Here is a 19,790-nt window from a genome sequence, read left to right on the forward strand (position 1 = left end):
GCGTCACCAGGGCTTATCGCCCTCGGCGAACGCTGATAGTCCAGCCAGCCTCGCCGGTCTGTTCAAAATTGGTGACCTCATGACCGTCCTTGGCCGCCCACCGCGGAATCGCATCCGTGGCCTGTGTGCAGTCGAATGGAATCACCAGTTCCTCACCAATCTCGATTTTGCCGATCGCATCCTTGGCTTCAATCAGCGGGAATGGGCACACAGCACCGACGGTGTCGAGCTCGTAACGCCCATTACCCAACGGTTTCAGCTTGCCGTCATCCTGCTTGACGACGTCCCTGTCGAGCAACGCAACCGGCGCCACAGCAAAGGAACCAGCCAGCGGGGATACCTCGGTGCCAGCGGCACCGTCACTGTTCGGCAAGGAAATAGGAGAGGTTGCCGATACCGCAGTGGAGTTGTTGGTCGAGGAGGTACTCGGGGCGTCGTTAAGCGAAGGTGCCGGAGCGGACGGCTTCAGCCAGAGCTTTGCGGCGAGCGCGACACCTGCGGCGATGGATGCGAGCGCGAGCCAGCCCTGGTAGCTAAACAGCGAGGTCTGGACCATGCCGTTGCCGACTGTGCAACCGCCGGCCCAGGCGGCACCGACACCCATGAAGATGCCGCCGACCACGGAGCGAGCGCCCTGCGTGGCGTCCGGGACGCGGAGGCGGAATTCGCCCGAGGCCTTGGCGGCGATGAAGGAGCCGACAAGGATGCCGAGGACGAGGAGTGCGCCCCAGTCGAGACGCTCGAGGTCGCCGGTGACGACGAAGTTGGCGAGGTTGGCCGACGGAGTGGTGATGCCGAGGCCGTCGTTGCGGCCGGTAGCGGCGGACAGCGGCCATGCGATAACACCGAGAACACCGACGGCGACAGCGGTGGCGTACACGTGCCAGGGCTTTTCGGCCAGAATGTGCGCCAGGCCAGACTTGCGCGGAGGCAGAGTTACCGGTCGCGGGCCGGAGAATTCCTCACGCAGGAAACGCACGGCCAGGTAAGCGGTAAGCGCGATCAGCGCGATTGCCAGTGGCCAAATGCTAATGCCCAGCGATGCATGAATGCTGGTCAATTCCACAGTGCGGGACTTCAGGGCATCGTTGACGCCGCTGAGGAAACCTGTCTTCATAGCGGCTGCGGACAGTGCGTAAAAGACCAGGGCGATCCAGGAACCAATCAGACCTTCACCGGAGCGGTACCACGTGCCCGAGGCGCAACCGCCAGCCAGCACGATGCCCAGGCCAAAGATGACACCACCGATAATGACGGCCAGCGGTGCCAAGTCGTTGTATTCGGGAGTAATAACGCCGGCGCTGGTCAGTGTTGCCAGGCCGACTGCGTGGACGGAAATAACAATAAGTAGCGCGACAAAGCCGCGCCAGCTGCGTTGAGTGAAAATATCGCGCAAGAAGCCGGTGACGCAGAAGCGCCCGCGCTGCATAACGAAGCCGAGCGCAGCACCCAGCACTAGTCCTGTGATGAGCATGGAAGCAGTTCTCCTAGTTTTAATGAACAGACCTGTCTATCTGGTGGTTAGGAAACTACTTTATACGCACTGAAAAGTCCAGATTTATTGTGTTTTTGCAGGACAGCCCCACCCCCTACTAGACAGACCGAACCGTATATAACACTGTCGTCCAGGACGAATTCACCACTCCGAGTTCCGCTTTGTGGCAGTGTGGAAAATTGTGAGTGCAAAAAGTTTCGCGATGACCCCGATACAGCGATTTCTTGTGCTGCGCTCCATAATCGATTTGCCTTTTACCCGGACATTCGCCATCGACGCGAAGCAGGTCGTGGAGATATCAGGCGTTGCCCGGCTCAGCGAGCTCAACGCGAAAAACACCGTGGTCATCGACAGTTTGCGCGCGCTCGCGCACACCACTAGGCAGGACTTTTACGCCATCGATGACGCCGCCGAGGCGCTGGGCACTGCACTCCGCATGGCAGTGTCCTCCAGACAGCTACTGTGGTTCAGCTCGATTCCTGAAAGCGATGTGGACAAGGTGTGCGCAATCCTCGGTGAGGACCTTGTGCACGTGGTTGGCCCGGCATTGGCCGTCGACAAGCTCAATGACGACATTCTGGAAGTTCCCGCTGCGCTGAAGCGCCGCGGCGAACCGCTCGTTCCCATCGCACTCTCGCCGACTGCGCTAGTGCAAGCGTGGTCGAATGGCTCGCGCGAGCAGCAAAAACTGCTGGCGTACCTGCTCGAAGGCACCAACACATTGGTGATGGAGAGCAAAAATCTGCATGCACTGCGCAAAGTCGGGGCGAATCTCATCGAGCGCAACTTGATCTGGCGGCTGCTCTACAACCCCAAGGTGCTGGCGTATCTGGTGGTGCTTATCTACTCATCGCTGCGCGCGCTACCAGTAGTTTTTGTCCCCGGTTTCCACGGCAATGTCTGGGTGCTCTGGACTATCGACATCATCACAGCAATCCCCTACACCTGGGGAATTGTAGAAATGCTCACCGGCAGCTCATTCTGGCGCCGCATGCTGGGACTTCTGGTCACCCTGGTGACTTTTATCTCGCCGTATGTCTATTTCTGGTTCAATGGCCGCGACTACCCCGTGTGGGTCACGGCCTTCGTCATTGCCATGATCGTGGGTGCCTTCGCTGTCGAATTCATCCGCTGGTTACGCGACCGCCTCATCCACGCAATCCTGCACCAGCTGCCCGCCGCTAGCGTCCAGTAAACGAGCGCCGCACGCCACCGACAATCAGCCACGCACCGGCGGCGACGTTGACGGCTACCATCGCATGGCTCGCCGTCATGCTTAACGACGCCGCTTTCGTCACAATTGCGATAAGCAGGCCTGTCGTGGCAATCCAAACAAACGTTGCAGCAATGTTGCCTGCCTTGCCGCGTTGCACGCGGAACGGGTGCGTGTAGTGCAGTGGCACCAGCGTCATTGCGCTGAAGAGGACAATTGCGGAAATACACACCGCCATTGGCGCATTCCACACCCACAGCAGAACTGCCACAATATTCCACGCTGCTGGGAAACCAACGAAGTAGTAGTCACCGGACTTGGCGGCTTCGTTGGCATAACAGAACATCGAGGAGACCAACACCACGATGGCCAGGAAAATTGCCAGTGGACGTGGCCCCAGCGGCAGGTACATGACCATGAACGCTGCAGGAATGGCCGTCCACGTGAGGTAGTCGACAATATTGTCCACCACCGCGCCGTTAAACCAGGGCACGACTTCCTTAATGTGATGCTTACGCGCCATGTTGCCGTCAACACCATCGACGACAAGTGCGATACCCAGCCAGAGCCACATCCATTCCGGTTTGTCGTCGAGAAGCGCCACTACCGCCAGGGTTGCCCACACTAAACCAGTCAGCGTGAACCCGTGAACCGCCCAGGCGATGGCATGCTGCCTCCGCGTGAAGGTCTTGGTGACGGATGAGCTGGCGTTATCGGGATTAGTAGTAGCGAGCACGGCGATTGTCCTTCAAAGAGCAAAAAGCGTACAACTACGAAATCTCTATCGCAGTTGTACGCCGACTCGATTTTTCAATCGGTGAGTATAACGGCTAAGCACCGGAATCCTGTATTTTTGACCGAATCCCTAGCGCCGGTCCTCAAACCAGCCGGTGACAGCCGGTGCCGTGTTCTCGTACACTAACTTGGCCTCGGTGTACTCCTCCAGGCCGGTCGGACCCAGCTCGCGGCCAATACCGGACTGACCGAAGCCACCCCACTCGGCCTGTGGCAGGTACGGACCGAAGTCGTTAATCCACACAGTGCCGTGGCGCAGACCACGGGAAACCCGCTCGGAGACCTCTCGGTTAGAGGTCCAGACCGCACCGGCCAGACCATAGTTGGTGTCGTTGCCAATCTCGATAGCCTCATCAACCGTGGTGAAGGTCTCCACTGTCACGACCGGGCCAAAGGCTTCGTCGTGGACGCAGTCCATCTCGCGGGTGACCTGGTCAATCACGGTTGGGAGGTAGAAGTAGCCGTCGTCAAGCGAACCGGAACCATCAGCGGTAGCGCCGGTGGCGACCTCGCCGCCCACACGCACGCGCGCACCCTGCTCACGAGCGCGGTCGACATATGCGGCGATCTTGTCCAGGTGCTGCTTGGAAATTAGCGCGCCGGTCTCAGCCTTCTGATCCAGCGGACCACCGAGCTTGATGTGCCCGGCGCGCTCGACCAGATCATCAACGAACTTCTCCGCGATGGACTCTTCGACCACCAAGCGAGCACCCGCCGAGCACACCTGACCAGAGTGCAGGAATGCGGCGTTCAGAGCATTGTCGAGCGCAGCCTCGTAGTCGGCATCGGCGAAGATAATGTTCGGGTTCTTGCCGCCGAGCTCGAGCGCGACCTTCTTGACAGACTTCGCCGCCTCACCAGCGATGATCTTGCCCGTGACCAGACCACCGGTGAAGGAGACCATGTCCACACGCGGATCCGACGACAGCGGTGCGCCGGCCTCAGCACCAGCACCGGTGATGAGGTTGGCGACACCCGCCGGAACGCCCAGGTCATCGATGACATGCATCAGCAGAATTGCCGTGTGCGGAGTCAGCTCCGCAGGCTTGAGCACAAACGTATTGCCCGTGGCCAGCGCCGGTGCGACCTTCCAGGCAGTCTGCAGCAGTGGGTAGTTCCACGGCGTGATCAAACCACAGACACCGACCGGTTCACGCACGATGCGCGCGACGACGGTCGGGTCATCAGCATCAACGAGACGACCAGCATCATTGCCGGCCAGCTTTCCGAAGTATTCAAAGCAGGCGATGATGTCATCCATATCAGCTGCTGCCTCCGGCAGCCGCTTGCCGGTATCCATTGCCTCTGCCCAGGCAAATTCATCCTTGCGCTCCCTAATGGCAGCACCGATGTCGAGCACCAGCTTGCTGCGCTCGGACGTGCTCCATGAGGCCCAGGAGCCTTCCCCGGTACGTCGGAAAGCGGCGTCCGCGGCGGCGATGGCGCGATCGGTGTCGGTGGCGTCGGCTTCGGCGACCTCAGCGATAAAGGAGCCGTCGGCAGGGCACTCGATGGTGCGAGTCTTGCCAGCAGCTGCGGCGGACCAACTGCCGTTGATAAACAGCGTGGCCGCGCCTTCGTGGGATGCGGCGGTCTCGGGTGCGAGCGCCTTGTCAGTAGTTGAAGGCTTAAAGGTCATTTAAGAATCCTCCTTGGTGTAGTCATCAGACCATTCTCGAACAGGATCGGCATTGTCGGACAAGTCTGACGTGCCCGGCAGATCCGCCTGCATGTGTAGGAATTCCATATGTCGTTCGTAGAGATCAAGCACGTCGGAGATGAGCTGTTCCTGGGTGTAGCCGTAGATGTCGTACCCCAGCGAACCGGTCAGCGTGAAGACCTCGAGGCGGTAGTAATAGCGGTCGGCATCACTGTCCAGGTGTATCACGCCGGCGAAAGACGGTGTCGGGTACTGAACTGGATAAATCTGGTAGCGGAAGTCCTTCTCATCACCAAACCCGATATGCAGATCGATCTGATCGATGTCCAGATCCTCCACTGGTTCACGATGCAGCTGGACTTCTGCGCCACGGTCGCGAATAGCCTCTGCAACCTGCTCAAGTGCGGGTTGAGCGACTCTGTCGAGGTAGCGCATGACCGGTTTCTTATCCGGGAAAGTCATCGAACGAGCAAGTCGCTTGCGCCAATCGCCCTGTTCCCCATCGACGGCGCGTCCCGACATTGCACCGTGGAGCGCTCGGCGCGTGGAATCCTGCTGTAACAGCTCCAAGCGGAGAGATTTAAACAGGCCGTACATCACCAAATAAATGACAAATGCAAACGGCAGACCCATAACAATCGTTGCCGACTGCAGCGTTGGAATACCACCGACATACAGCATGGCGATGGTCAGAACACCGACCACAACGGCCCAGAAAATTCGAGTCCACTTCTTACCATCCTGCTGCGTATCGGTGATCTTCGAGGTGAAGTTACTCATCACCAATGCAGCGGAGTCCGCCGACGTGATGTAGAGCAGCAGACCAATCAGCGATGCCACAGCGGCGACCATAGTTGGGGCTGGGTACTGCTCAAGCAGCAGATAGAAGGCACGCTCTGGGTGCTCCAGGGCAGTCTGACCGAACTCAGAGTCACCACCGATAACCAGATCCAGTGCGGAGTTACCGAACACCGAGACCCACATCAGCACGAAGATAAAAGGAATAGTCAACGTACCGGCGACGAATTGACGCAGGCTGCGGCCACGGGAAATGCGGGCCAGGAAGAGACCGACAAACGGCGCCCAGGCCACCCACCAGGCCCAGAAGAATAGGGTCCAGGAGTTCAGCCATTCCTGTGCATCCGAGAATGCATAGGTGTCCATAGTCATCGACGGGAACTTAGAGACGTACTCGCCGACATTCATCACCAGTGCATCAAACAGGAATGCCGTGCGACCCGTGACCAAGATGTAGAGCATCAGACCGATGGCCAGACCAACATTGAGCTCAGACAGACGGCGAATGCCCTTGTCCACGCCCGAGACCGCCGAGGCAATGGCCACCGAAACAGCCACCACAATCAGAGCAATCTGCCAGGACGTGCTTTCCGAAACACCGAATAGCACGCGCAGACCGTAGTTCAGCTGGACGACGCCGATACCCAGCGAGGTCGCAACACCGAAAACGGTACCCAGCATGGCCGAGATTTCGACCGCTTCACCAGCTGGACCATGGATGCGCTTGCCGATGATTGGGTAGAGCGCCGAACGGATGGTCAGCGGCATGTTCAAACGGTAGGCAAAGTAACCAAACGCCATACCCATCAAGGCGTAGAGCGCCCAACCGGTCACACCGTAGTGAAACAGTGTGAAGACCACGGCTTGGCGTGCGGCCTCGATAGTTTCAGCATCGCCGGTTGGCGGTCCGTAATACTGCGCCACCGGCTCCGCCACCGAGAAAAACAGCAGGTCGATGCCGATACCCGCAGCAAAGAGCATGGACGCCCAGGAAAAGAGACCAAACTGTGGCTTCGCGTGATCAGGACCCAGCTTGATGTGGCCGGTTCGCGAGATGGCGATGTAGAGCATGAACAGCACAGCCACTGTTGCCGTCACGATATAGAACCAGCCAAAGTTCTTAGACACCCAGGCGACAATGCCGGCTAGCGTGTCTGCCGCGTTGTCCGGAGCAAAAATCGCCCACAGAGCAATGGCGAGGATGCCGACGCCCGAAATAATAAATACTGGCCAGTTGACCTCGGGCTCAGGAGTCGCGCCAACACTCGCAGGTTGCGACTGCTTGTGCAGCAATCGTTGTAATTGATGTGGCGATGATGATTTCTCCTCCGTCGCCTTTTCAGTTGGCGGAGTATCAGACATAGGAAAATCCTTCATATTTGGGGACTAATCCAGGATACCTAGACTGAAAAATCACTCAAATCGCAAAACCGATTCAGAGAATTTTTTCCACCGAGGATGATGTCAACTACCTGCATATTTGCGCACTTTTCAATGCTTTAAAACTCTTTCTAACTGGAATTGAATACCAGTTATATGCCATCCTGGATAGGTCAAGGGTATCTGAGTTAGAGTTCGCGACTGCTGTTTTTAACACCAACATATAGGGGTTGGTTTTAAATAGACATTTCAACGGACTCGTATTTGACTCGTTTTGGTTCAAATTTTCCGAATTGCCCTTTAGCCCATCCGCTACAGATTGGTCAACAACCTACGGAGGTACACCAGAACATGGGAACTTTCCCGGCAGTTTTCAACTTCGGTAAGAAGCGCAGCACAAATGCAGTTGAGCACCGCGATGTCGTCATCGTAGGCGCAGGTTCAGCTGGCTCCGTGCTTGCCAATCGTCTCTCCGCTGACCAGACTCAGCAAGTCCTGGTACTCGAAGCTGGCCGTATGGACTCCCTCTGGGATCTCTACATTCACATGCCATCGGCATTTTCCTTCCCAATCGGTAACAAGTACTACGACTGGCAGTACGAATCCGAACCGGAACCGGAGATGAACGGCCGCCGCATCTACCACGCTCGCGGTAAAGTCGTCGGCGGCTCTTCCTCTATTAACGGCCAGATTTACCAGCGCGGTAACCCCATGGACTACGACAAGTGGGGCGACACCAAGGGCCTGGAGAACTGGGGCTGGAACCATGTGCTGCCGTACTTCAAGCGCATGGAAAATGCACTCGGCTCCGATAAGGACGATCCACGCCGTGGCCACGACGGTCCGCTGCGCATGAAGCGCGGCCCGGCCGATTCCCCGCTGTTCAAGGCTTTCTTCAAGTCCGTGCAGCAGGCTGGCTACAACTACACCCCGGATGTCAACGGCTACCGCCAGGAGGGCTTCGGCCCGTTCGATGCCAACATCGATAAGGGCCGCCGCCTCTCTGCCGCCCGTGCCTACCTGCACCCGGCACTGGAGCGCCCGAACCTGGAGCTGCGCACTCGCGCCCAGGTCAGCCGCATCCTGTTCGAAGGCACCAAGGCTGTCGGCGTTGAGTACACCTGGAAGGGTCGCACCCGCCAGGTCCGTGCGGATAAGGTCATTCTCTGTGGTGGCGCTTTCAACTCTCCGCAGCTGCTCGAGGTCTCGGGCGTCGGCGATGAAAAGATTCTAAATGCCGCCGGTGTGAACGTCGTCAAGCACCTGCCTGGCGTCGGCGAGAATCTGCAGGACCACCTGGAGGTTTACATTCAGTACAACGCCACCAAGCCGGTGTCCTCGCAGCCGTACCTGGACAAGTGGCGCTGGCCATTCATCGGTCTGTGGTGGCTGCTGACTCACAAGGGGCCGGTAGCGACCTCGCACTTCGAGGGCGGCGGCTTCGCACGCTCCAACGACAAGGAGCCCTACCCGAACCTGATGTTCCACTTCCTGCCGCTGGCTATGCGTTACGACGGCACGAAGATCGACAGCCCCCACGGTTTCCAGTTCCACGTTGGCCCGATGTACTCGGACGCCCGTGGCCATGTCCACATCAAGTCCTCGGACATCAACGTCAAGCCGTCCATTCTGTTTAACTACCTGTCCACTGAGCAGGATCGTCGTGAGTGGGTCGAGGCAGTCCGTGTTTCCCGCAAGCTACTGGATACCCCGGCAATGAAGGAATACACCGACGGTGAGATTTCCCCGGGCGCGGATGTCCAGACCGATGAGGAAATCCTCGAGTGGGTCCGCCGCGACGCTGAGACCGCACTGCACCCGTCGTGCACTTGCAAGATGGGCCCGGTCTCCGATGAGATGGCCGTGGTCGATCCGGAGACCATGCAGGTGCATGGTACCGAGGGCCTCTACGTCGTCGACGCATCGGTCATGCCGGGCATTACCAACGGCAATATCTACGCTCCGACCATGATGATTGCGGAAAAGGCCGCCGACCTCATCGCTGGCAAGAATCCGCTGGCACCGCAGGACATTCCGTTCTACCGGGCTGGCCAGGGCATGCCGCTGGATCCGCCGGAGGATACCAAGTAGTCCTGAGTGTTTTCCCTGCACATGCGGGGTTAATTGTGGGCGGATTGTAAGGCGGCAATCCGCCCACGGTGCTACTGTCACCCCATGAGCAGTACAGTCACCTCATCCCTGGAAAAACTACGACGCTCATCAATCATCCTGGCACCGATGGCTGGTGGCCCGTCCACACCAGAGCTCGTCGCTGCCGTCTCTAACGCCGGCGGGATTGGTACGCTCGCCGCCGGATATCTCACTGCCGAGAAGCTCGCTGAACAGGCACGTCGGACGCACGCGCTGCTTGACGACGGCAAAGGTTTCGGCATCAACCTCTTCTGCCCGAATACCACTGATATCGCCCCTGGTGGGACCTCCGAGGGGGAACGTGCTCAGTGGACGGTTTTCCGCAATCAGCTACAGCCTGTTGCGGAGCGCTTTGATGTCGAGTTGCCTGATACTCCGACCTGGTCGGATGACTATTTCACTGAAAAAATCGAGGCCATTTTGGCCGATGATCTCCTGTCCGACCCGAGTGCGCTGGAGTTTGTCTCCTTCACCTTTGGTTACCCGGATGAAGAGGTCATCGCTCGAGTAAAAGACTCTGGCCGCAAGGTCGTGTTGAATGCGACCTCGATTGAGGGCGTGCAGGCGGCCGCGGCAGCCGGTGCAGATCGCATCGTCTTGCAGGGCCTAGCTGCTGGAGGTCACCGCGCATTCGTTGCCGGTAAGGATTCATCTGACAACATTGGCGCTTCGGTAGTAGAGCTTGCTCAGGCCGTGTCCGAGGCGTGCAAGGTCACTGATGTGCCCATCATCGCCGCAGGTGGGGTTGGTAACCGAGATGACGTCGTCACGCTTTTGGAAGCCGGCGCGGCGGCCGTACAAGTAGGCACGCGGTTCCTCACTACGGCGGAGGCGGGTACGAAGGAAACGCACTGGCGCGCGCTGTTTGAACTCGCAGAGCGCAATACAGTTTTAACGCATGCGTTTTCCGGCAAGCCTGCGCGCGCCATTGAGAACACTTTCACACGGGATTTTTCCGCGGCGGCCCCAGAGCTGTATCCGCAGTTGCACTACCTGACCACGCCGATTCGCGGTGCTGCGAATAAGGCGGGCGACCCTGAGTATCTCAATCTGTGGGCGGGTATCGCGTTTGCGCAGTGCGAGGATCAATATGCGGCGGATGTCGTTGCGGAGTTGTCCAGCTCGGCTGAGTAAAGCCGACTAGCTCTGTACATACGAAAAATGACCAGCCACGGGCATACATCGTGGCTGGTCATTTGCCTTTATTTATGACGACTGCATTTATGACGACAACGCAGTTTCGGCTTAGGCGTCCAGCAGCCAGTCATTCGGGCTGAACAGCTCGAAGTGGACGTTGCTGCGGTCAATACCGCGATCCGCAAGCTGCTGGCGGATGGCCTGCAGGAAGCCGTTACCACCACAGAGGTAGAACTGAGCGCCCTCCGGCAGCTCAACCTTGCTCAGATCCATGAGATCCGGCTCGTACCAGACCTGCTGGCGAGCATTGGCCAGAGCAGAGACGGCATTGTCACGCTCTGCACGCAGGGCATCGGCATTCTCAGCGCGGTCAGCATGCAGGACGACGACATCACGCTTGGAGTCGGCGGCCACCAGGGCATCCAGCATGCCAATCATCGGGGTGGCACCGATACCTGCGGAAATAAGCACCACCGGATCGTCGGACTTAGTATCCAGAACCAGGTCACCTGCTGGCAGGGAGATCTCGATGGCATCGCCTGGCTGCACCTTTTCCCACAGCTGAGTGGAAACCTCGCCGGCCGGCAGGTCCTCGGAAGCGTCGACACGACGAACTGCGAAGGTCAGCTCGCCTTCCTTGCCGCCGACTAGGGAGTACTGACGCAGCTGGCGGGCGCCGTCCGGCATGGTCTGACGCACGGAGATGTACTGTCCCGGAAGGTAGGAAACCGGGGTGTCGTCGTCAAGCTTGACGGAGAAGACTGCGACATCGTCGCCACGCTCTTCACGGGAGACGACATGAGCGGCGCGGAAGACATCGCCGGCTTCGACGCCGAGGTCATCGTAGAGGCCCTTTTCGAAGTCAATGAGAACGCGCTGCATCTCCAAGTAGACGGCATCCCATGCGTCGCGGACGGCGCCCTGGAAGACCTCCGGAGTCAGAACTTCTTCAATGGCGTCGAAGAGGTGCTTGTGAACAATTGCGTACTGCTCCGGCTTGATGCCGACCGAGATGTGCTTGTGGCCAATGCGGGAAAGCAGCTCCTCCGGTGCCGGGGCATCCGGGTTGACCAGGGTTGCGGCGAAGGTAGCGACCGATGCGGCCAGGGCTTTCTGCTGTGCACCCTGCTTCTGGTTGCCGCGGTTGAAGGTATCGGCAATGAGCTCCGGGTGAGCGGTGAACATGCGGTTGTAGAAGATCGGAGTGATCTTCTCAATGTTGGCACCGACGATTGGGAGCGTCTGGGTGATAACTTCGTTCTGTTCAGGGGTTAGAGCGGACTTGGATACGTTGAGGTTTGGCATGCGTTCAACGTAACACTTAATTGCGCATCTTATCTACGCATTATCGTGTGATGGGGGTAATAGTTTCTCTCACCACTGTGAAATTTCAGGGGCTAACCTGCAGAAACACTGCGGGCCCTCACCCCCGTTAATTCTTCGAAACAGGCTGCAAATTGAGCTTAGTGCGCCCCTCTACACCGTCGTCGAAGCCGCTATTGGACGCTGCCGGAGGGATTAAATCGGAGATCAAAACCGGATCCAGAGAAGCGAAGAAAGCCTCCTGTGCATCCGCCAATTTGCCGCGCAAAATGCACGCTGGCAGCAATGGACAGTTGGTTCCGACACAGTCCACAACTTCGTTATTTTCCAGGATTCGCAACAGCTTGCCCACAGACTCATCCATTGCGGAATCACGCAGGTAAATGCCACCGTTACGCCCTTTAACCGCGTCGAGGAAACCGAGCTCCACTAGACGCGAGACCACCTTAGAAACATGTGCACGCGAGGCGTTGAGAGACTCCGCCACCTCCGCAGCGGTGTACTTGCGCCCCGGCTCCCCCATAGCCATCAGTGTGATGACACGCAGACCCAAATCAGAGAAAAGCGTCAATTGCATTGCGTGCCATCCTTCCTTGTCCAGCCTGCTCCGGCTGACATTACTATTGCGCGCGGATAGTTAAACGTCAATTACTAATTTAGTTGACGCATTTAAACGCACAACCACCCCCTGCAGGGCAGATGCCGCAGGGGGTGACGTGAAACCTTAGAGGATTAGCTAGCTGCTAGTCTTCCAGGCTCTTTTCGATACGTGCCTTGAGAGCGTCGAACTCGTCCCAGACCTCCTGCGGAACACGGTCGCCGAGGAACTTCAGCCATTCCTCATTGTCCGGCAGGTCGCCCTGCCACTTAGCGGCCGGTGCCTTCAGTGCTTCCTTGACATCGTCGAAGTCGATGTCAAGGCCGGTCAGGTCCAGATCTTCAGCCTTTGCGGTGTGACCAACGACGGTCTCCTTGGCGCCAACGCGGCCCTCAATGCGGTCAATAATCCACTTGAGAACGCGGGAGTTGTCGCCGAAGCCCGGCCACAGGAAGCGGCCGTCTTCGCCGCGGCGGAACCAGTTAACCAGGAAGACCTCTGGCATCTTGTCGCCGCCCTTGACACCCATGTTGATCCAGTGCTGCAGGTAGTCACCGACGTTGTAGCCGATGAACGGCAGCATTGCCATCGGGTCATGGCGAAGGGAGCCGACCTTTGCCTCAGCGGAAGCTGCGGTCTGGCCGGAAGCCAGGGTTGCACCGATGAAGGTTGCGTGGTTCCAGGACAGAGCCTGGGTTACCAGCGGCACGGTGTCCGGACGGCGGCCACCGAAAAGAATTGCGTCAATCGGGACACCCTGCGGGTCGTCGTACTCCGGTGCAGCAACCGGGCACTGCGAAATCGGGGTGCAGTAACGGGAGTTCGGGTGCGAGGACAGCTCGTCGGAATCCGGGGTCCAGTCATTGCCCTTCCAGTCAATGAGGTGCTCCGGCTTGCCTTCCATGCCCTCCCACCAGACATCGCCATCGTCGGTCAGAGCGACGTTGGTGAAGATGGTGTTACCGGCCTCCATGGTCTTCATGGCGTTCGGGTTCGAGGAGTAGTTGGTGCCCGGTGCGACACCGAAGAAGCCGTTCTCCGGGTTCACAGCGTACAGACGGCCGTCCTCGCCGAACTTCAGCCATGCGATGTCGTCGCCGACGACCTCAGCCTTCCAGCCTTCGATGGTCGGGGTGAGCATAGCGAGGTTGGTCTTACCACATGCAGACGGGAATGCTGCAGCGATGTGGTAGGCCTTGCCCTCCGGGTTGGTCAGCTTCAGGATGAGCATGTGCTCAGCCATCCAGCCCTCTTCCTTAGCCATAACGGAAGCGATACGCAGTGCGTAGCACTTCTTGGCCAGGATGGCGTTTCCGCCGTAACCGGAACCGTAAGACCAAATCTCCTTGGTCTCCGGGAACTGGGTGATGTACTTCTCATCGTTGCACGGCCAAGCGACGTCCTCCTGGCCCTCCTCCAGCGGAGCACCAACGGAGTGCAGCGCGTGAACAAAGTCGCCGTCCGGACCAATCTTGTCCAGGGCATCCTTACCCATGCGAGTCATAATGCGCATGGACAAAACGACGTACTCGGAGTCGGTCAGCTGAACACCCAGCTTCGGCTCCGGGTCAGTAATCGGACCCATGCAGAACGGAACGACGAACATGGTGCGGCCCTTCATGGAACCGCGGTAGTGCTCGGTCATTTCCTTCTTCAGCTCGACCGGATCCGCCCAGTTATTGGTCGGACCAGCGTCCTCTTCCTTCTCAGAAGCGATGAACGTGCGGGACTCCACACGAGCAACGTCCTTCGGGTTCGAGCGGGCAAGGAAAGAATTCGGGCGCTTTTCCTCATTCAGCTTGATGAAAGTTCCCTTATCCACCAAGTCCTGGGAAAGGCGATTCCACTCTTCCTCCGAGCCATCGGCAAAGACAACCTTATCTGGCTGGGTCAGCTCTGCGACCTCGGCAATCCAGCGCAGCAGTTCGGCGTTCTCGGTCGGGGCCTGGCCCTCGAGACCAGGAATAGAAGGTGCGGACATCAGTTCTCCTGACTCATTGATTCGCGTCTTGATTTAAGGCTACCGGGGGTTAGAGAAAGTTGCCGGACCCCACATCGGCATCAGCCCCAATCCCTGTTTTGTAGACATGGCAGTAATCGCTTCACAGCAGACTATTTCTTCTGCAGTATTTAGGCTACCTGTTTATTTACGGCCGTGACCTGCGATTAAGGGCAGCCTCACCATACCTAGACGGGGATGTGAACAATCACTCACCTATTACCCCCATTTGTAAGCAACGAGAACACAGTCACCCGCATCGGACTGTCCCGAAAAGGACGAGAGGGCGCTAACGCCAGCTGCCCCGCGCGTCCCGCTCCCACGAGTACGCATCCCACTGCCCTACCGACTCAGCCAACTCCGCACTATCCCCCGACGCCGACTCCGCCCCAGAACCATCGGCCTGATCCGCACTCCAGGACTCCCACGTGCCGTCAAAGCGCACAGTTGTCACATGGTCCACCGTGCCGTCACCGTCTAAATCCGAGTAGATCGACAACCCGGAATCGTCGGCAAGCGTAATTGAGCCCTCATCGTCGCCGAGGTCGTAGAGCTGACCGTCGATTTCCACGACAAGCCCCGCCCCGTCGACATCCATCAACCGACTGTCTATCGGCGTCGCACCATCCAACCCGCACGGCATACCGGCCGGTTGGTTTGCAAACACGCCATCGGTAACCGGCTGCTCGGAAAAATACTGCAGCAAGGAAAATTCAGCCATTTCTATTTCCCCCTATTTACCCAGGTCATCGCTATCTATTGGTTGGCCCGACGTAGTTTGCCAATTGCTCTATTCGCCACCCCTGGCCTCGCGCACCGAGCGCCTCGCGCACCGCGACTTCCACCGCCTGCTGCCAGCGCCGCCGCAAGTGGGCCAGGTAGTTCGCGCGCCATTGCGCGGAACGCTGTTTCGCGTTACGACGAACTGTTGCGCCCACCGCCACAACCGCGACGATCAACCCCACCACCAGCGCGGCCCCAACCGCCACCGCCGGCGGCAGCCCCACCCACGTCAACAACCTGTGGACGACCCTCACCGCAGCAACGGCAACACCCAGGGATGCCACGGCCACCACTGCCTCCACCACGTAGTTTGGTCGCGCTGGGCGCTCCGGCGCGGGAACAGCGGTGTCCACATCGAGGCCCAGTTCATCACCACACCACTGTTTCAACCGCGCCGCAGCGCTCTCCGCCCGGCTCCGCAGCGACTCGGCATCCGCAGCCTCTTGCTCAGCCAACTCCTGCAGCGCCTCCCAAACAGCGCTTTCGGCAGCCACCTGGAGTTTTCGCTGCAATCGCGCCGCCGCACCGGCTGCGCGCGATCGCTCCTGCGCCAGTTGCGCTCTGGCATATCTGGCCCGGCGCGACGAAGGCCCCTCACCAAAGTTCCGCGGTGGCCCTTCTGCGAGCAGGACCAGGGTGCGCGCCATCCGTTCGTCCAACGCTCCCATGGGGATAGCGCCGTCGATTTCCTGCCGCCAGGCCTGTGCGTAGTCACCGTTGCCAATGAGGCCAACCGCGATCCTTCCCGTGGCGCGGGCGATGGCCGCCACCGTATCCACGCATTCCCGTGTCGGCTGCACCTCACTGTCTGCGACGTAGAGCACCACTGAGCTGCGCCTATCCACGAACTCCAGACGACGTGGCTGTACAGAGACATCTACCAGTTGCGAGAAATCCGCGCGGTCGGCCGCACTGCCCGCCTTAGTCACGACCACCGGTGGCCGCTGCGCAGACGAGCCCTCAACAGGTTCCCCCTCTACGCGCTCAGGCACGCTACGCTGTCCGTGGCCACGTGCGACACCAGTGGGCGCACCGGAATCGGGCACGCGACGTTCCCCAAGCCCACGTTCAACGTCTGCTACTTCCGGTGCTGCCACAGCAACTCCTCCAGGCCATCACGCGCCGCCGGAAAGGCCACCGCAATTTCCGTCAGCTGTGCTACCAGTGCTGAGTCCGCTTCTTGGCTATCACTCACACCGTTGCCCTCACTCACACCGTGCAGCGCCAGGTTGAATACATAAGAGTGCTCAGCTGGCTCATTGGTGGTGATCTCGCAATATTCGTCGGCAAGCGTGCGGCGAATCGGGTGCTGTTCAATGACCAGCTCTACCGGAGTAGCCAGCGTCTCTGCGATTTCTTTGTGGCACTGCGCAAATGCGTGCCGTACGCCTTGCTCGGCCACGCCTCGGTGCAGGCGCGCGCATATTTTCTGGCTGTGTACGTCACGTTCCAGCGCTGCGGCGACGGCGACTTCGGCGGCGCCTGAGTTGCCCGATTCCTGCCTGCCAGATAGCCAATCTAAGGCGGCAGAGCGCAGCGTTACTGCAGGTGGAGCTGATTTTCCTGAAATTAGGTCCATGTGACCTATTCCCCTTCCCCCATATTCCTGGTATCCCCTTGCCCAGGTGCCGAGCCATAAGCGGCACGGCTTCGCGTTCAGACTACAACGACCCCCGGATTCGGCAACTCGAATAGTGGCGCCACCTGCTTCAAGCCTGCGCAAGGATCCCGGGGGCGCTGGTGGGATAGCGCTTATTGGATAGTTAGCCCCTGTCGGGGACAATAGGGAACGTGACTACTTCTGATTTTTCTGAAAACACTGAACAACCCCCAAAGCGGCAATCAAAAAAGGGCGAACTGCCCTCTGGCCGACCGGAAAAGACCCAGTTCAATGATGGTCTGGACTACCCGCGCATCGGCAATCTTTCTTTCCGCCGCGGCACTCTGACTCCCAACCAGGAAAAAATCTGGGACGAAAATTGGGATGCTTACGGCAAGGTGCTCTCTGACGAAGTCATTGATGTCGAGGAATGGTTCGGCCGCCAGGGTCCAACCATCGTCGAGATTGGCTGCGGCACTGGTACGTCCACTGTCGCGATGGCACCAAAGGAGCCCGACCACAACATCATCGCCGTCGAGCTCTACCGCCCTGGCCTGGCCAAACTGCTCTCCGCGACTGTGCGCAATGAGGTTCCGAATATCCGCATGGTCCGTGGCGATGGCGTCGAGGTCCTACAGCGCATGATTGAGCCGGAGTCCCTGGCTGGTGTTCGCCTGTTCTTCCCGGACCCCTGGCCCAAGGCGCGCCACCACAAGCGCCGTATTCTGCAGTCCGGCACGCTGCGCTTGATTTCGTCGCGCCTGAAGCCCGGTGGCGTCTTCCACGCCGCCACTGACCACGCCGGATACGCCGAGTGGATTGAAGAGCTGCGTGATGTCGAGCCGACCTTGGAGCCCATCGCGTGGCCGTGGCCGGAATCTCCCATGCTTCTCGACCGCCCGACGACCAAGTTCGAAGCCCGCGGTCTCAACCTCGATCACAGCATCCACGAGTTCATCTGGCGCAAGAAGGAGGCCTAGGAACAATGAGCACGACACAGAACACGTCCGCCAGCTATTCCACCGCCGAGACTCACCCAACCGCGTTGTTGGTCTGGGACGCACCGAACCTGGACATGGGGCTCGGCGCAATCCTGGGTTCCCGCCCGACCGCCGCGCACCGTCCGCGCTTTGATGCCGTGGGTAAATGGCTTATCGACGAAGCCAACCGCGTCTCCAAGAAAATTGGCTCCGATGTCCTGCCTGAGGCCACGGTCTTTACCAACGTCAACCCAGGTTCCGCCGAAATTGTCCGCCCATGGGTCGAGGCCCTGCGCAATGTTGGATTCGCGGTTTTCGCCAAGCCGAAGATCGAAGAGGACACCGACGTTGACCCGGACATGATTGCGCACATCCAAAGGCGTTACGACGAGAGCGTATTGCGAAGTGTCGTCGTTGCGTCCGCTGACGGCCAGAATTTCCAGGAACTACTGGAAAAACTGGCTGCTGAAGGCATTCCGGTAACCGTTATTGGTTTCCACGAGCACGCTTCCTGGGCGCTGGCCTCGGATGCGATTCGCTTTGTTGACCTGGAGGAAATCAAGGGCGTCTTCCGCGAGCCGCTGCCGCGCATTGACCTGGACCGCCTGCCAGATGACGGTGCTTGGCTGCAGCCATTCCGTCCGCTTACTGCGCTGCTGAAAGATCGCGACCACAAGAACGACGACTAGTCGGCTAACTCGCATCCAGCTAACGGGAGGCAGTGCTGTAGTTAGGCAGCGCCGTAGTTAGGCAGTGCTGCCCTAAACGACGTTTTGCCGTTAGGATGCAATAGACGACGAACAGGCTTCTTACTTATGTCACGACTTAAAAATGCCCTAACCAAGATCGGCAATGCCGGCTGGCTACGTGTGAGCATCACCGTAGCCATTGTGGTCGTGGGCGTAGTCCTGACTGTGAAGAACTGGGACAGCGTGGTCCAAGGACTACGCATCCTCGCAGGCGTCGATATCAGCTGGATGTTGTTCTCCATCGTCAGCGTGGCCTTTGCCCTGTTCTCCATGGCTGAGGTGATGCGTCTGCTGTTGCGCGCCGGTGGTGTGGAAAACGCCACCCGCGGCAATACTGCCGCGCTAACCCTGGCTTCTAATGCCTGGTCAGTCACGGTTCCCGGTGGTGCTGCATTCTCCACCGCGCTTCAGATCAAGCGCATGATGCAGTGGGGAGCCTCACCAGTTGTGGTCAGCTGGTTTGTTCTCTTCTCCGGTGCGCTGTCATTTTTGGGCCTGGCGTTTTTGGGCGTCGGCAGTCTCTTTTTCGTCGGCCAGGGCGGCACCACCGCCGTGCTCGTCGCCATTGCGATTGTGGTTTTGCTGGCCACCCTACTGTTGTGGCGGTTCTCCCAGGACCCGACGTTTGTCAGCAAAATTGGCAAGTGGGGTCTCGGGGTCTTCAATAAGATTCGAAAGAAGCCGAAAAATACGGATGTCGAACGTCTCGATGACGTCGTAAAGCAGCTCACCAGCGTCGAACTGCCCTTGCAGACCCTCGCGTTTTCCTTCTTCTGGTCCTTCCTTAACTGGGTGGCGGAGATTGTTTGCCTCTACGCGGCGGTGCGCGCCGTCGGTGTCGACGATATTTCCGCGACGAAGGTGCTGCTGGCGTTTGTCACCGGTAAACTCGCCGGCTGGATTCAGGCAACGCCAGGCGGTATCGGCACCGTGGAGGCGGCGCTGACTGCGGCGCTCGTGGCCGGTGGTACGACGGGCGCGGAGGCGTTTGCGTCCGTTCTGGTCTACCGCGTGGTCTCGTTCGTACTGGTCGCTATCGTCGGCTGGATTATCTACCTTCTCGGTTTTGACCATGAGGGTGCCCCGGAGACGCAGCCGGAGAGTTCGCAGGTCGCGGGCAGCTAGACTG

General features: G+C 59.0%; 16 protein-coding genes. 6 read left to right on the top strand and 10 right to left on the bottom strand.

Going from position 1 to position 19,790, the window contains the following annotated elements; all coding sequences use genetic code 11:
• Nucleotides 1–13: 13 nt before the first annotated feature.
• Complete coding sequence (locus Q4E11_RS05000) at nucleotides 14–1,474, bottom strand: YeeE/YedE thiosulfate transporter family protein (RefSeq protein WP_303164124.1); 1,461 nt, start codon at nucleotides 1,472–1,474, stop codon at nucleotides 14–16.
• 247 nt (nucleotides 1,475–1,721) lie between these two features.
• Between Q4E11_RS05000 and Q4E11_RS05005 the strand changes: the two genes are divergently transcribed.
• Nucleotides 1,722–2,690, top strand: a complete 969-nt coding sequence (locus Q4E11_RS05005) for a hypothetical protein (protein WP_303164126.1) — start codon at nucleotides 1,722–1,724, stop codon at nucleotides 2,688–2,690.
• Here the strand turns inward: Q4E11_RS05005 and Q4E11_RS05010 are convergent.
• The 3 genes from Q4E11_RS05010 to betT form a co-directional block, all read right to left on the bottom strand.
• Nucleotides 2,677–3,444 (bottom strand): phosphatidylcholine/phosphatidylserine synthase, encoded by a 768-nt coding sequence (locus Q4E11_RS05010; RefSeq protein WP_303164129.1) that lies wholly within the window; start codon nucleotides 3,442–3,444, stop codon nucleotides 2,677–2,679. The two genes, Q4E11_RS05005 and Q4E11_RS05010, sit on opposite strands and share 14 nt — an antisense overlap.
• A 129-nt stretch (nucleotides 3,445–3,573) precedes the next feature.
• Nucleotides 3,574–5,142 carry an aldehyde dehydrogenase family protein gene (locus Q4E11_RS05015; RefSeq protein ID WP_303164132.1) on the bottom strand — a complete coding sequence of 523 codons (1,569 nt, stop codon included), beginning with the start codon at nucleotides 5,140–5,142 and terminating at the stop codon, nucleotides 3,574–3,576.
• Complete coding sequence (betT, locus tag Q4E11_RS05020; RefSeq protein WP_303164134.1) at nucleotides 5,143–7,323, bottom strand: choline BCCT transporter BetT; 2,181 nt, start codon at nucleotides 7,321–7,323, stop codon at nucleotides 5,143–5,145.
• A gap of 369 nt (nucleotides 7,324–7,692) precedes the next feature.
• Between betT and betA the strand changes: the two genes are divergently transcribed.
• Complete coding sequence (gene betA / locus Q4E11_RS05025) at nucleotides 7,693–9,432, top strand: choline dehydrogenase (protein WP_303164138.1); 1,740 nt, start codon at nucleotides 7,693–7,695, stop codon at nucleotides 9,430–9,432.
• A gap of 84 nt (nucleotides 9,433–9,516) precedes the next feature.
• Nucleotides 9,517–10,626 (top strand): nitronate monooxygenase family protein, encoded by a 1,110-nt coding sequence (locus tag Q4E11_RS05030; protein WP_303164141.1) that lies wholly within the window; start codon nucleotides 9,517–9,519, stop codon nucleotides 10,624–10,626.
• A 111-nt stretch (nucleotides 10,627–10,737) separates the two neighbouring features.
• On the opposite strand, the gene Q4E11_RS05035 is transcribed toward Q4E11_RS05030, so the two are convergent.
• The 6 genes from Q4E11_RS05035 to Q4E11_RS05060 all read right to left on the bottom strand — a co-directional run bounded on the left by Q4E11_RS05035 (nucleotide 10,738) and on the right by Q4E11_RS05060 (nucleotide 16,911).
• Complete coding sequence (locus tag Q4E11_RS05035) at nucleotides 10,738–11,934, bottom strand: globin domain-containing protein (RefSeq protein WP_303164143.1); 1,197 nt, start codon at nucleotides 11,932–11,934, stop codon at nucleotides 10,738–10,740.
• A gap of 127 nt (nucleotides 11,935–12,061) precedes the next feature.
• Nucleotides 12,062–12,529: an Rrf2 family transcriptional regulator gene (locus Q4E11_RS05040; protein ID WP_303164144.1), complete on the bottom strand. Its 468-nt coding sequence runs from the start codon at nucleotides 12,527–12,529 to the stop codon at nucleotides 12,062–12,064.
• Nucleotides 12,530–12,695: 166 nt separating this feature from the next.
• Entirely contained in the window at nucleotides 12,696–14,531 is a 1,836-nt protein-coding gene (locus Q4E11_RS05045) for a phosphoenolpyruvate carboxykinase (GTP) (RefSeq protein WP_303164145.1), read from the bottom strand.
• A 307-nt stretch (nucleotides 14,532–14,838) separates the two neighbouring features.
• Nucleotides 14,839–15,270 carry a DUF6802 family protein gene (locus tag Q4E11_RS05050; protein WP_303164148.1) on the bottom strand — a complete coding sequence of 144 codons (432 nt, stop codon included), beginning with the start codon at nucleotides 15,268–15,270 and terminating at the stop codon, nucleotides 14,839–14,841.
• 31 nt (nucleotides 15,271–15,301) lie between these two features.
• Nucleotides 15,302–16,429, bottom strand: coding sequence for a hypothetical protein (locus Q4E11_RS05055; protein ID WP_303164150.1), 1,128 nt, complete (start codon nucleotides 16,427–16,429; stop codon nucleotides 15,302–15,304).
• Entirely contained in the window at nucleotides 16,411–16,911 is a 501-nt protein-coding gene (locus tag Q4E11_RS05060; RefSeq protein WP_303164152.1) for a hypothetical protein, read from the bottom strand. Before Q4E11_RS05060 ends, Q4E11_RS05055 begins: the two co-directional genes overlap by 19 nt.
• A 212-nt stretch (nucleotides 16,912–17,123) precedes the next feature.
• Here Q4E11_RS05060 and trmB point away from each other — a divergent pair, with 212 nt between their 5' ends.
• From trmB to Q4E11_RS05075, 3 genes are all read left to right on the top strand, one after another.
• On the top strand, nucleotides 17,124–17,912 hold the full coding sequence (gene trmB / locus Q4E11_RS05065) for a tRNA (guanosine(46)-N7)-methyltransferase TrmB (protein ID WP_303164154.1): 789 nt from the start codon (nucleotides 17,124–17,126) through the stop codon (nucleotides 17,910–17,912).
• A 5-nt stretch (nucleotides 17,913–17,917) separates the two neighbouring features.
• A complete protein-coding gene (locus tag Q4E11_RS05070; RefSeq protein WP_303164156.1) occupies nucleotides 17,918–18,601 on the top strand; it encodes an NYN domain-containing protein in 684 nt (227 codons plus the stop codon).
• A gap of 126 nt (nucleotides 18,602–18,727) precedes the next feature.
• Entirely contained in the window at nucleotides 18,728–19,786 is a 1,059-nt protein-coding gene (locus Q4E11_RS05075) for a YbhN family protein (protein WP_303164158.1), read from the top strand.
• Nucleotides 19,787–19,790 lie beyond the last annotated feature (4 nt).

It is taken from the genome of Corynebacterium sp. (genome assembly GCF_030532195.1).
Lineage (GTDB): Bacteria > Actinomycetota > Actinomycetes > Mycobacteriales > Mycobacteriaceae > Corynebacterium.

Excerpts from the sequence above, each read along its gene's own strand:
- betA (WP_303164138.1), top strand. The coding sequence starts at position 7,693 with ATGGGAACTTTCCCGGCAGTTTTCAACTTCGGTAAGAAGCGCAGCACA.
- Q4E11_RS05075 (WP_303164158.1), top strand. The coding sequence starts at position 18,728 with ATGTCACGACTTAAAAATGCCCTAACCAAGATCGGCAATGCCGGCTGG.
- betT (WP_303164134.1), bottom strand. The coding sequence starts at position 7,323 with ATGTCTGATACTCCGCCAACTGAAAAGGCGACGGAGGAGAAATCATCA.
- Q4E11_RS05045 (WP_303164145.1), bottom strand. The coding sequence starts at position 14,531 with ATGTCCGCACCTTCTATTCCTGGTCTCGAGGGCCAGGCCCCGACCGAG.
- Q4E11_RS05050 (WP_303164148.1), bottom strand. The coding sequence starts at position 15,270 with ATGGCTGAATTTTCCTTGCTGCAGTATTTTTCCGAGCAGCCGGTTACC.
- Q4E11_RS05000 (WP_303164124.1), bottom strand. The coding sequence starts at position 1,474 with ATGCTCATCACAGGACTAGTGCTGGGTGCTGCGCTCGGCTTCGTTATG.
- Q4E11_RS05060 (WP_303164152.1), bottom strand. The coding sequence starts at position 16,911 with ATGGACCTAATTTCAGGAAAATCAGCTCCACCTGCAGTAACGCTGCGC.
- Q4E11_RS05030 (WP_303164141.1), top strand. The coding sequence starts at position 9,517 with ATGAGCAGTACAGTCACCTCATCCCTGGAAAAACTACGACGCTCATCA.
- Q4E11_RS05040 (WP_303164144.1), bottom strand. The coding sequence starts at position 12,529 with ATGCAATTGACGCTTTTCTCTGATTTGGGTCTGCGTGTCATCACACTG.
- Q4E11_RS05070 (WP_303164156.1), top strand. The coding sequence starts at position 17,918 with ATGAGCACGACACAGAACACGTCCGCCAGCTATTCCACCGCCGAGACT.
- Q4E11_RS05015 (WP_303164132.1), bottom strand. The coding sequence starts at position 5,142 with ATGACCTTTAAGCCTTCAACTACTGACAAGGCGCTCGCACCCGAGACC.
- Q4E11_RS05035 (WP_303164143.1), bottom strand. The coding sequence starts at position 11,934 with ATGCCAAACCTCAACGTATCCAAGTCCGCTCTAACCCCTGAACAGAAC.